General features: G+C 43.5%; 6 protein-coding genes. All 6 read left to right on the top strand.

Annotation, left to right across the window (positions count from 1 at the left end):
- Positions 1–32: 32 nt before the first annotated feature.
- The 6 genes from OCK74_RS16045 (at position 33) to OCK74_RS16020 (ending at position 13,697) form a co-directional block, all read left to right on the top strand.
- The gene (locus OCK74_RS16045; RefSeq protein WP_279298073.1) at positions 33–3,257 is read left to right on the top strand and encodes a SusC/RagA family TonB-linked outer membrane protein; all 3,225 of its coding nucleotides are present in this window, start codon (positions 33–35) and stop codon (positions 3,255–3,257) included.
- A gap of 25 nt (positions 3,258–3,282) precedes the next feature.
- A complete protein-coding gene (locus OCK74_RS16040; RefSeq protein ID WP_279298072.1) occupies positions 3,283–4,809 on the top strand; it encodes a RagB/SusD family nutrient uptake outer membrane protein in 1,527 nt (508 codons plus the stop codon).
- Between the two features lie 245 nt (positions 4,810–5,054).
- Entirely contained in the window at positions 5,055–8,270 is a 3,216-nt protein-coding gene (locus tag OCK74_RS16035) for a SusC/RagA family TonB-linked outer membrane protein (protein ID WP_279298071.1), read from the top strand.
- A 56-nt stretch (positions 8,271–8,326) separates the two neighbouring features.
- Positions 8,327–10,285 (top strand): RagB/SusD family nutrient uptake outer membrane protein, encoded by a 1,959-nt coding sequence (locus OCK74_RS16030; protein ID WP_279298070.1) that lies wholly within the window; start codon positions 8,327–8,329, stop codon positions 10,283–10,285.
- A 110-nt stretch (positions 10,286–10,395) separates the two neighbouring features.
- Positions 10,396–11,460 carry a glycoside hydrolase family protein gene (locus OCK74_RS16025; RefSeq protein WP_279298069.1) on the top strand — a complete coding sequence of 355 codons (1,065 nt, stop codon included), beginning with the start codon at positions 10,396–10,398 and terminating at the stop codon, positions 11,458–11,460.
- 410 nt (positions 11,461–11,870) lie between these two features.
- Positions 11,871–13,697 (top strand): hypothetical protein, encoded by a 1,827-nt coding sequence (locus OCK74_RS16020; RefSeq protein WP_279298068.1) that lies wholly within the window; start codon positions 11,871–11,873, stop codon positions 13,695–13,697.
- The last annotated feature ends 244 nt before the right edge of the window (positions 13,698–13,941 follow it).

Below are 13,941 nucleotides of genomic sequence, written 5' to 3'. Positions count from 1 at the left end.
GACCCCCTATTCTTTCACAATAAACTTGCTTTATGAGAGTTAATGTACTCGTGCGAAGCTTACATCTTGTAGTGCTATCTTTTCTCTTCTCATTTCATGTTTTTGCTCAAGGTATTCAGGTAAAAGGTAGGGTTGTTGGTGCTGAAGGCCAACCACTGACCAATGTTACTGTGCAGGTAAAAGGCTCCAATATCAGGGCCCTGAGCGACAATGAAGGTATGTATCAGATCAATGTACCTTCTCCGAATTCCGTATTGGTTTTTTCTTACGTTGGATTCAATAACCAGGAAACTGCTGTTAACAACAGAACCTTGGTTAATGTATCCATGACTCCTCAGAACAACGCTTTGGAAAGTGTGGTTGTAGTAGGTTATGGTACTGCCAGAAAAAAAGATGTTACCGGTTCCATAGCCACTTTTAATGCCAAAGGGATTGAAGAAAAACCCGTAACTCGTATAGACCAGGCAATGGTCGGACAAATGGCCGGTGTGCAGGTGCGCCAGCAAACTGGTATGCCTGGTCAGGGTATGAGCATTATCGTTCGTGGTTCTGGTTCCATTTCTGCTGGTAATGAACCTCTGTATGTAATTGACGGTTTTCCTTTGGATGTGGCCAGTCAGAACTCAAGCGGTGGTTTTACAGGCAACCCGCTCAATAACCTGAGTCCTAACGACATTGAAAGTATTCAGGTGCTCAAAGATGCGGCTGCTGGTGCCATTTATGGTTCTCGCGCTGCTAATGGTGTAGTACTCATCACCACAAAAAAAGGCCAGGTGGGCAAGGCTAAAATCGGAGTAAATGCAAATACTGGTTTTAGTAAAGTGGCTAAGAAGCTGGATGTACTCAGTCCTGAAGAGTGGATCGCGCAGGCTACTGAACTGGCTAATTATAAATGGATCACTTCCGTTACCGATGGCTCAAGAACAGCTAGTCAAACTACCGCTGAAAGAAGAGCTATTTTGGGTTTGGCCGCAAATGCTTACAACTACAACTATATGGTAGATGACCGTTGGTCAATGCCTGGGCACCCGGGTTTGCTGTATGTGGACTGGCAGGATTCTGCTTTTCGTACAGCTCCTTTTCAGAACTATGAAGTTTCTGCTTCTGGCGGTACCGAAGCTGTGAAATATTATGCTTCTGTAAACTATCTGGATCAAAAAGGTGTACTGTTGAATTCTGGTTATAAAAATTACGCCGGTCGTGCCAACATTGAAGTAAATGCTTCTAAAAGACTGAAACTGGGATTGAACCTGGCTCCTTCTTATTCTGAAACAAATGCGCCTGCTGCAGAAGGTAAAGACGCTCAGTTAATGAAGCTGTTCAACATGACTCCAATAGTAGAAGATACAGCTGGAATGAATACCGGTGCGGGAAAGAACGCAGTGTATGGCTGGGCATCTTCTTCATTAAGTCCTGTTGCTTTTTTAAATAATACACTGAACTTAACGAAGACCACCCGGAACCTGTATAGCTTTTTTACAGAATTACAGGCTGCAAAAGGCCTTACAGTAAAGAACACACTGAACTATGATGAGGCAACTGCTAATAAGAAAACTTATAACTCAGATTTTATAGGTGGTAATATTACCAATTACCTGACAGCTCCTGGTAAAAGTGCTTCTGGTTCTTATAGCGGTTTCAAAAAGCAAAACTTTGTAACTGAAAATACAGTAAACTACAGCACAACCCTTGCTGCAAAGCACAACGTGAACGTACTGGGTGGTATGTCTTATAGCTGGGCTCATATTGAAAACTATACCATGAGCACTGCCGGCGGTTTTGCTGACAACTCTGTGATCACATTGAACAATGCCATGGCGAGTACGGCTGGCGTAACCATCACTGGTAATACAACAGAAAGCAACAGCACAATGTTGTCCTACTTTGGTCGTGTACAATATAGCTATGATGGTAAATACCTGTTTTCTTCCTCTCTGCGTCGGGATGCTTCTTCACGCTTTGGTGCCAGAAGCCGTTGGGGAACTTTCCCTTCATTATCCTTGGGATGGAGAATTTCAGAAGAACCTTTCATGAAGTCAATTGACTTTATCAATGACCTTAAGCTGAGAGCAAGCTATGGTAAGAGCGGTAACAACAATATTGGTGACTACCCGATCTCTACGATGAGTGCTTCCAATTACAGCTTCGGTGGATCAGCTAGTACTACGCTGGCCTCTGGTAAAGTTGTGGGTGGAATTGTAACAGACAAATTACACTGGGAAACATCTAATACATATGGTGTAGGTTTTGACCTGGCTGTTTTAAAAAGCAGGGTGAATGTAACCGTTGATGCCTATCAAAAGAAAAATACAGACCTCCTGTTGAAGATCCCGGTTTTGGCAGCTTCAGGTGCTACTTCTCTTCTGATGAACATTGGTTCTGTGAAAAACGAAGGAGTGGAACTGAGCTTGAATACTATGAATATCATGAGCCACGGTTTCCAATGGACAACAAATGCAAACATTTCCTTCAATCAAAACAAAGTAGTGGGTCTGGGACCAGATGGAGCTGATATTCAGATAGCTTCTAACTACAGTGGCTTCAGTCCTTTCCTCTTGCAAATAGGTACACCTTTATATAGCTTCAACTTGATCCAGACTGATGGTATCCTGACTGCAGCTGATATTGCGGATGCTAAAGTGGCTAAACTGTCAGGCCAGACTGTGGGTGATGCCAAATACGTTGATCAGAACGGAGATGGATTGATCAATGCAAATGACCGTGTAAATGCCGGTCAGCCAACTCCTAAATATACTTGGGGTTTAACCAACAACTTCAAATACAAAGGTTTTGATTTGAGTGTTCAGGTATATGGCCAAATGGGTGGGAAGATATATTCATTCCTCGGACGCGCTATTGACAACCCTGCAAACGGAAAAAACACAACCTTAGGTGTTTGGCGCAACCGCTGGACTGCTGAAAATCAGGATTACAATGCTTCTCGTGGAAAGATCGGTATAGGTTATACGATTCCACAGTTCACTACCGATTGGTTGTATTCTTCCGACTTCTGGAGAGTTCAAAACATTACCTTGGGCTACAACCTGAAAGAAGTAATCAAAACTGGCTTCCTGAGTTCTGCAAGAGTGTATGCTTCTGCTCTGAACTGGTTTGGAAAGGATAAATATGATGGAGGTGTGAACCCTGAAGCTCAGAATACCAATGTAAGTGGCGACAGTGGCTTCCCTCTGCCTGGTGATTACGGCGCAATGCCACTGAATAAGACCATAACCTTTGGTATCAACTTGTCTTTATAGTGTTCTAACCTAAAAAAATGATGTGATGAAAAAGCTTACATATATAACCTCTCTTATAATACTTACAACATTAGGCTCTTGCACGAAAGAGCTTGACCAGCTGCCTGTTTCTAGTACGTCAACAGAAAACTTCTTTTCTAACACAAATGATTTTCAATTGGCAGTAAATGGTGTGTACAGTAAATTGAAATCTTACGCCACACAAGCCATGTGGATGAATGAAATGAGGTCTGATAACGTTTCGCCTGTATCTGATGGTAACCGCGACTGGCAGGGGATTAACGACTTCTCGCCTAATATTACAACAACAGCTTTTATCGCTGGTGCATGGAACAATGACTTCAATGGTATTTATAATGCCAATGTCGTTTTAGATAAATTGTCAACCAATGGTTCTGTGATTACTGATGCTACATTACGGAAACGTTTTGAAGCAGAAGTACGCTTTCTAAGGGCCTTTTACTATTTAGACTTGGTTCGTTTATATGGTAAAGCTCCTGTCATCGACAAGCCATTAATGGCTGATCAGGTAGCTAGCATTCCTAGAAGTTCTGTTGCAGATGTCTATAGTTTTATCATCAAGGATTTAGAATATGCAATTGCGAATCTTCCTGCTTCTTATACTGGCGTAGATATTGGAAGGGCAACTTCTGGAGCTGCTAAAGGGATTTTGGGATTGGTATACCTTACAAAGTCTGGTCCTACTTACAGTGTTGATGGTCCAGGTTTGAACAGTAATGAATATGGTAAAGCACTTTCTTTATTCAATGAAATCATTGCAAGCAACCAATACCAGTTCCTTGCAAAGTATACCGACATATTTTCATATACCAATGAAAATAACAAGGAGGTACTCTTTGATATTCAGTTCATGACAACAAACAACGGCGCTGAGTTCCCAAGCCAGTTAGTGCCCGATACTTATTGGGCTGGATTGGGTTTATCGAATTACGGCAATGGTTATGGTTCTGCAAGTTACAACGTAACAAAAGATCTGATGCAATCTTACCGCACAAGCGCGGGCACAGGTAAAGTGGATATTCGTGATACATTCTCAATTCAACATTCTTTTGCACTAAGCACAGCTGCCAATGCACAAATAGATACAACCCGTCCTTTTATTAAGAAATATATAAACATTGCTAAAAAAGGTACCAAACGTGACGACTGGCCGATCAACTTCATCGCACTCCGCTATACCGACATCCTGATGATGAAAGCTGAATGTATGCTCCATGGCGCTGGCGGCACACAAGCAGATGTGGATGCTATTGTAAACCAGGTGCGTGCAAGAGCTGGCCTTTCTTCCGTATCAAACGTTGACTTGCCTGCGCTGATGGAAGAAAGAAGAAGAGAATTTATCGGTGAAGGTTTGCGCTGGAATGACTTGGTGCGTGAAGGCATGGCAGTAACAACAATGAACAATTGGATCAACTCTGATAAAATGACTACCATCAATAAGGTGATTCCTCAATACGTGATCTATCCTATTCCTCAGGTTGAAATACAAACCAAACCCGGTTTGTATACTCAGAATGAAGGATATAATTGATAGGTTGAATTATTGACACCAAGATTGCTAAAAACTAGCTTAATTAGAGGAGGCTATATCAAAGTATGATATAGCCTCTTTTTATTGTCCCAAAACATTTCGGCAATGAACCAAACTCAGCTATTATTTGCTGAGTTTCACCCTTTTTTATATAAGGAATATAATAATTATGCAGCACAATACATGAAAAAAATGTCTATATAAATTGCTAAATTTAGACACTTTTTCACCCTTAACCATGCTATATGAAGAACACCTTTACTCAAGGCCTTTGCCTTGTCTTGCTCCTTTTTCTATTCACCCTTTCAAGTTTCGCTCAAAGTTTCCCCGTCACAGGTAAGGTGGTAGATGCGAATGGTCAGCCACTGGCAGGGGTAACCGTACAGGTAAAAGGTTCCGCAACCAGCGTTGTAAGTGGTCCGGATGGAACCTTTCAGATCAGCGCACCCTCGGCCAATGCTACACTGGTATTTAGCTATGTAGGATTTGGTACACACGAAGAAGCCGTAAACAACAGGGGACAACTCAATATTTCTATGGCACCCCAGGCCAATTCTTTACAGGATGTCGTCGTAGTCGGTTATGGTACCAAGCGCAGGGGCGACGTTACCGGTGCCATTGCAACAGTAAATGCTGAAAAGATCAAAGCAGTACCTGTAACAAATGTTACCCAGGCCCTGCAAGGTAGGGTAGCTGGCGTGGATGCTAGTATGTCTTCCTTTCGCCCCGGTGGTGGCGCTACCATTCGCATTCGGGGTAACCGTTCTTTAGGAGCTACTAATGAGCCCTTATTTGTTGTAGATGGCATTCCCCAGAGCTACAATATCGATGACATAAACCCCCTGGACATCGAATCCATGGATGTATTGAAGGATGCCTCTGCAACTGCCATCTATGGTGTGCGCGGTGCCAATGGAGTAATCCAAATCACAACCAAAAAAGGCAAGTCCGGGAGAATTTCAGTGGAATATAATGGCAGCTATTCCATTGACAAACTTTTGGAACCTGTAAAGGTTTTTAACGGTCCTGAATGGGCCCAGTATCGGAGGGATGCTTTTATCGCTTCCAGGAGTTATAATCCCACAAGAAATAGCCAGTCTCCAATTGGCCTGTATTTTCCGGACCCATTATCAGACTCTGCATTGTTTTATCAGGATTTGAATATGTGGGAATCAGTAGCAATGGGATATACTTGGATCGATAAATCCAGGTTTATCGCGGCAAAAAGACCAACAACTGAAGAAGAGAAAACCCTGCTGCGTAACCTGAAGCTTGCCGTGCTGGATAGTGTGGCCATTTATGATCCTTCGAAGGTGCGCACCACCGACTGGCAGGATTTAGCTTTACAAACAGGCCACACCAATAGCCACCAGATCTCCATTACCGGCGGTTCTGAAAAATTCAGGGCAGCGTTCTCCGGTTCCTATTTCGATCAGAAAGGTATTGAGCCCGGACAGGATTACCTCCGCTACACATTCAATCAAAGCTCAGACTTCAGGCCAATTAAGATCATCAATATTGGAAGTAATCTGAATTATACCTGGGCGATTCAAAATCTCGGGGCTTCCGTATATGGTAACTCTGTTGGACAAATACCTTTGGCCTTGCCATACGACTCTGCCGGCAACCTGATATTATTCCCGGGTAATGACGCACAGATCGTCAATCCGCTCAACGATCCCAATTCCATAATTGATGAAAATAAGATCAGCCGGTTAATAGGTAGCATTTTCGCCGAAATCCAATTGTACAAGGGATTGAAATACAGGGCTGCATTCGGAGTCGACATTGCTAATGTTCGCCGTGGCACCTTTAACGGAGCCATATCTTCTGTGCGCCAGGGCAACCCTGCCAATGCAAGTTACTCTATACGAAATGGCTTCACCTGGATACTGGACAATATAGTGAACTATGACACCAAAATTGGCGATAAGCATGCCTTGTCGTTTACCTTGTTGAATGAACTGCAAAAGATACAGGCAGATACAAGCACTACCTCTGCCGAAAACCTGACATACGAAAGCCAAAAATGGTACTCCCTGCAAAACAATAACCTGGCCTCGGTTACAGGAACAGGCAGTTTTGCCCAATATCAACTATTATCTTATATGGGTAGGGCAAACTATACCCTGATGGACAAATACATCTTTACATTAAGTATTCGTAATGATAACTCCTCCGTTTTCCCTGAAGGTCATGCCGGCTTGTGGTTTCCTTCTGGAGCTTTTGCCTGGCGGGTAGATGCAGAGCCTTTTATGAATAATGTTCCCCTATTTAATTCTTTGAAGTTGAGGTTGGGTTATGGTTCGGTTGGTAATTCTGCGATCGCTCCTTACCAAACTGCCGGTACATTAAATAGGAGTTTATACAACTGGGCAGATAATCCGGCAGGTGGCTATGCGCCGGGTACACTTCCTTTACCTGACCTGACCTGGGAACGCACCAATGCTTTGAATGCCGGTGTGGATTTTGGTATGATGAAAAACCGCATCACAGGTACCATTGACGTCTATCAATCTAAAACAATAGACCAGATCCAAAGTCGGTCCATTCCTGCAGCTTCTGGTTTCACTTCCGTACTGGTCAACTTGGGTGAGGTAAAAAACAAGGGTATTGAAATTAGTTTGTCAACGGTGAATATCAACCAGCCAAACGGATTCAGATGGGTTACCGATTTCATGTTCTCTAAAAACAAGGAAGAGATCAAAACGTTATTTGGAGAAAATGATCAGGATAATATAGGTAACCAGTGGTTCCTGGGCTGGCCGATCCGCACTTATTATGATTACCAGGAACAAGGCGTTTTTCAGTATGCTGACACTTTAAGAGGTGGAATTCTAGCTGATTATTACTGGTTGAAAGCTGGAAACAAGTCAAATGCGCTTTTACAACCAGGTAAGCTTAGAGTTGAGGATAGGAATGGAGATACACTGATTACCGAAGCCGATAAAACACAATTAGGCTCCCAGGTTCCCAATTGGATAGGCAGTTTCAACAGTACACTCTCGTATAAAAATTTTGACCTGGGTATTTATGTCTATGTAAGGAACGGGTCTCTGGTGCGCATATTAAGGCCGCAAACCAATGGCCGCCAGGTGGGGCCTTTTGTGAATTATTGGACACCAACCAACCCAACCAATGAATATAGCCAGTTGAACAACACAATAGATGTGCAGACTTACTGGCAATCAAAAAGTTTTAGCAGTGGGTCTTTTGTACGGGTGCGCAGTATTTCTCTGACATATCGCTTGCCGAAAGATTTCCTGGGTAAGTATAAGATAGGTTCAGCCAGTGTCTATTTTAATGCACTGAATCCCTTCTTGTGGGCCAAAGTGGATGACGTGGACCCTGAAACATTACCTTATGTTTCTTCTTATCCTTCCAGTAGTAATGCAGGTGGTGGACCTACCTCATATAGTTACAGAAGCTATGTGTTCGGTCTCAGGATAGGATTGCAATAACCTTTCACAATTCACCATTGACCATTCACGTCTCACGTCCTCAAAAACCCTTTAACATGAAAAAAGACATCCTTTATATACTGACCTCTTTAATCGTTTTGTCCCAGGCCGCTTGTAAGAAATTCATCGAAGAAGATCTGGTGAGCACTTTAACGTATGAATATTACACTACCGACCAGGGATTGGAGGACTTGGTAAGATCAGCCTATACCCCGCTTCGGTTCAAATATGAAAGTGAGCAATCTTATGCGCTCTGGAATTTTGGTACAGACGAATTTATTCTTGGTGACCAGTTCAACTTCAGTTATTACAACACGTACATCCCTCAATTAGGTCCTGCGGATGGTTTTATCAACAGCTTGTGGGTGAACAACTACGATGGTATCAACCGTTGCAATTTAGGGATAGAACGCATTCCTCCCTATTCCAATTTGGCTTCCAAAACTTTAGGTACCGAGGCGCAGAAGACCCAGCGGGTAGCCGAATTGCGCTTTCTGCGTGGCTATTACTATTTTCAGCTGGTGCAGCAATTTGGTGGTGTTCCCATCGTATTAAGTTCCAGCAGCCAGGTGCGTACCGACTTTCCCCGCGCTTCTGTTCCGGATGTTTATAATGTGATTATTAGCGACCTAAGGTATGCTGCTGAAAACTTAGCAGTCACTACATCAGATCTGGGAAGGGCTACAAGAGGCGCTGCCAATCACTTTTTGGCAAAAGCATATCTTACCCGTGGCAGTGCTGTTACAGATCAAAGAGGACAAAAGCCAACAGATATTGATAGTGCTATTTATTATGCCGACCTGGTAATTAATTCTAAAACCTATTCGCTGGAGCCAGATTATGCCAATCTTTGGAATGGCGTATATCCTACCCAAACCGTTCCTCCTTTAGGCGAGAATGGTAGCGCTCCTAGAGGCGATTATTCAAAGTTTCAGACAGCTCAGGCAAGTAAGGAGATCATATTGGCTGCTCAATTCAATACGAACTTAAACCTGATTGGTACTCAGGGAAATCAAACACATTTGTATTTCATCATGCAGTATGATAACGGTATTCCTGGTTTGGTAAGAACAGTGGATAACTTTAACGGGCGTCCTTTTCGACGTCTGGGTCCATCTGATTATGCCATAGACCTCTACGATAGGAAAAATGATTCAAGATTTTACAAAAGCTTTAGAACCGTATATTATTCCAATACCAATTCCGGCACACCAGTTTTTACTGCTGCCGATGCGCCCAACCCATCTCTTGTCGGAAAATTGAAATTTGGAATTGGCGATACAGCAGCCCTGTTTATTGTAAATAAAAAGTCTAATCCAATTCCTGCCGCAGATATTGCCAAATACCGGTATAAGGTTTTTGCCCGCTATATTTTGTCACCCACTGGAAGTATTCTGACGGGATATTCGAATAATAAATACCTGACTTTAGTGAAACACTTGGACCCCGTAAGAGTGACGAATAACTTTAATGAACAAAGAGGTGTGCGCGCAGGCATTTTGGCCCGTTTTGCAGAAACCTACCTGATTGCGGCCGAAGCCTATGGACGGAAAGGTGATTATGCCAAAGCTTTGGAATACGTAAACATCATTCGTCTGCGGGCAGCTTACCATCAGGGAGAAACGAAAAATCCGCAGTATTGGATGTTTGAAGGCGGCACGCAAGGTGATGTAGCAAGCACTTTCCCTGAAATGATGGCAACCGATGCCCTTTTTACTACCAATGCCCCTAGTGAGCTCTATCCGCCAACTGTCACCAGTACTGCCGATCGTTTTATCCATTTCATGCTCAATGAAAAAACACGGGAGCTTTGTGGCGAATTTTACCGCTGGGAAGACCTGGTGCGGACAGAAACGCTGTACGATAGAACAAAACTCTATAACAAAGACGCTACCAGCATTCAGCCCTTCCATAAGCTAAGGCCAATACCGCAAACACAGGTCGACTTAACCACAGAAGGAGGGCAACCATTAACACCTGAACAAAAGAAAAATTACCAAAACCCAGGATATTAAAAAGGAAATTTAAGATTTTGAAATTTAGGATTAAATGTATCTTTCACAGCTATTAGTTGACCAACAGCCAGGCTGTGGTCTGATCTTGATCTCGAATTTTAAAATCAGTGATGAACCGTAGAGACTTTATATCCCAGCTTTCCATATTTACAGCAGGAGCCTGCTGCACTCATGGGCAAGCAGGCTCCTTTGTTTTAAATGACGAATCCTCTTTTGCCAAACGCCTGCATCCTGTCGGCCGTGCCTTGGAAATGGAAGGCTATTATGTTTGGTGCAACAGTCCCATTGAAGGCGATGATGGAAAGATTCATGTCTTCTTTTCCCGTTGGGATGACAAAAAAGGAATGAGCGGATGGATCAACGGTTCTGAAATCGCCCATGCTGTAGCCGATAAACCCGAAGGTCCCTACCAGTTTGTGGAAACGGTCCTCGCCCCCCGGCCGGGTTATTTTGACGCCACTACCTGCCACAATCCTCTGATTAAAAAAGTGGATGGCAAATATTGCCTGTTCTATATGGGCAATTCCAACGGAAAGACCAATACAAAACGCATTGGCCTGGCTACATCTGATTCCCTCTACGGACCTTGGAAGCGACCCGACAAGCCTTTGCTGGAAGCCGGACCAGAAGGTGCATGGGACGATCATTGCACCACCAACCCCGCTTTCATCAAGCATCCCAATGGTCAGTACTGGCTCTATTACAAGTCTTGGAATACGAAGGAATACGAAACACAAACCGGTCCCATCAGGGGCAATCGTAAGTATGGATTGGCCATAGCAGAGAACCTCGAGGGGCCTTATGTAAAATATGAGGGCAATCCTGTGATAGACTTTTCCGGTAAAGGACAAAACCGTCAGTTTGAAGATGCCTTCGTTTGGCGTGAAAAAGGAAAGTTTAAAATGATCGCCCGGGATATGGGCGTGTATAATCATGAAGTCGGCCTCATCATGGACTCCAAAGATGGCAAGCACTGGAATGAACCCCTGATAGCTTATTACAGTGCCGATCATTATAATATCCAGCAACCCCCTCCGGCTCCCTACCTCAAAAGATACGGACGCTTCGAGCGCCCCCAGATCTTATTCTTAAAAGGCAAACCGGCCTACCTGTTCACCACCTCTCAGGGTGGCAAATACATGACCGCCTCCTCCTTCATCTTCAAAATTTTCTAACCCCCTTGTACGCCGGAAAGTCCCGCCAGCTCAGCAATACAGCTCACGCTAATGCTATTTTTTAACTATTAAATATCACAAACTCTTATTTATGATGGTTTCTTCCTGATTTTAATCATCTTTGCACCCGTTTAAAAATGTTTGCTTTGAAGTTTTTTAGGATAAAGCAGAAATTTCACTGCCGACAGGGAGAATAGCATAAACGGATTATTGAACGGAAATGAATCCGGCAGTCGTTTAAAGTGGAAAGAGCTCATTACTGCTGTAATATTTCTTCTCCTGTACCGTATCCTGATTACGTTTATTGCTTGCCTTACGGTAAACTCATACGAGGTTCGTCCTTGTATCAATATTTTTAATATGTATAATAAAATGCTGCAAGTAACAGTTGCCAGCTCGAAAAGTAAATTATGACAACAACTCTGCACCGATTTCACATCCCGGTAATGGGATTGGCCTATACGGTTGATTCCCCTGTAAAAGTGGCGCGGTTTGGCATAGCCTCAACCATTTCTATCATCGAAGATGGGCTGATTGAAATGATGCGCAGGTATTATTATCCCAAAATTGGCGAAACCTACGTTCCCATCACGCCCAAAGAGGATGACTGCCGTGCAAAACGGATTACCGACTATCTGAACCTGGTCAACCGTATGGTAAACGAGCAGGTTGAAAAGCTGAAAACCGCAGCTTTCGAAGCTGGCTCCGAAATAGTACAATACTTTGAAATGCTGCCCGAAGACAGCAAACTCAAACAACTGTACGTCCACTTCATCGGGCTCCAGGATAAAGAAGAAAAGGAAAAGGTCGAAGCCCTGCTGCGTGCTGAGATCAAAGCCGGCGCCATTGACGTCAACATCATGACCAAAGTGGACAAGAATAACTTGGATAAAGCCGGAAACGTTATCGAGGAAGGCTCCGACGCTTTGGCTTCCCTGAAAGGCTATGCGAAAAGCAACCTCTCAAATTCTTCCCTTATCTTTTCCGCTGGTATGAACCCACGCCTGTACAACTACCTGGAAAAATTCACGGAGTTTGACGCAAAGGGTTTGGGTCAGTTCGATAAAAAGATCGTCATTAAAGTAAGTGATTACCGCTCCGCCTTGATCCAGGGAAAATACCTGGCTAAAAAAGGATTTTGGGTAAGTGAGTTCCGCATCGAATCTGGTCTCAACTGCGGTGGCCACGCTTTTGCTACCGATGGTTACCTCCTCGGTCCCATCATGGAAGAATTCAAGAACAAAAAAGAAGAGCTTTCCGCTGCCTTGTTCCAACTCTACAACGCTGCTGTAAAAGCAAAAGGTGGAGAAGGCTTCAGCGAGCCGCACCCGATCAAGATCACCGTACAAGGTGGTATCGGTACGTTCGAAGAAGACGATTTCCTGAAGCGTTACTATAATGTCGACGCTACAGGCTGGGGCACCCCCTTCTTGCTGGTTCCCGAAGCAACAACGGTTGACCAGAATACCTTGCAATTGTTATCAAAAGCAGGTCAGGATGATATCTTCTTAAGTAAGAACTCTCCATTAGGCGTGCGCTTCCATTACCTGAAAGGCACCTCTTCCGACCTGGAAAAAGCATACCGCATTTCAAAAGGAAAACCGGGAAGTCCTTGCACAGAAAAGCAACTGGTATCCAATACGGAGTTTACAAAAGAACCAATTTGTACCGCTTCGCTCAAATACCAAAGGCTGAAAATGGAGCAGTTAAAATCCTTGAACCTGCCCGAGGCTGAATATAATAAGCAGTTAAAAGCCTTATTGGATAAAGAGTGCCTGTGCGTAGGGCTGAGCAATGCGGCTTCTAAAAAATATGAAGTTCCTTTCCTGAAAAATCAGGATGGCGTTACGATATGCCCTGGGCCCAACATTGCCTACTTTACCAAAATTGCTTCCCTGGCAGAAATGGTTGGGCATATTTATGGCCGCACAGACCTGCTTGGGCAGGTAGAGCGTCCGAACCTCTTCATCAATGAACTGGTTTTATACATCAATTACCTTGTAGAACTGGTCGAAGAAGAAGGCGTACCAGAGCCAGGTAGCAAAAGAGCTAAATACTTTACAGACTTCTACAAAAATCTGCAGGAAGGTGTTAGCTATTATCGTCAGTTAGCAGCTTCATCTGAGTTGGCTCCAAATACAGCAGAAAAGATGAACATCAACCTGGACGAAGCCGAAGCAGAATTGAAAAAGTTCTATAGTACTACCTTAGAAAAAAAAGAAGCAGCCCTCGCTTAATATCGGGGCTCTTCTGATAGATTCTTATAAACAAACAAGCAAAACCCGGTCCCATAACCGGGTTTTGTATTTCTTCCAATATTTCGCATATTCAAACCTCAATACTCCCGACGTTTTATATTTTACACTTCTACCCCGACCTTATAGGGACCTTATAGAGATGTTATAGAGATTCTGTGTTAAAAGTCAAGAGATTTTTACTTTAATTTTGTGTTTTAGGCGGCTGTATGCCAGCCTGTTTAGG

Source organism: Paraflavisolibacter caeni (genome assembly GCF_025628885.1).
Lineage (GTDB): Bacteria > Bacteroidota > Bacteroidia > Chitinophagales > Chitinophagaceae > Flavisolibacter > Flavisolibacter caeni.
Note: the sequence above shows the minus strand (reverse complement) of the source record. Positions and strands in the feature narration are given on the sequence as shown.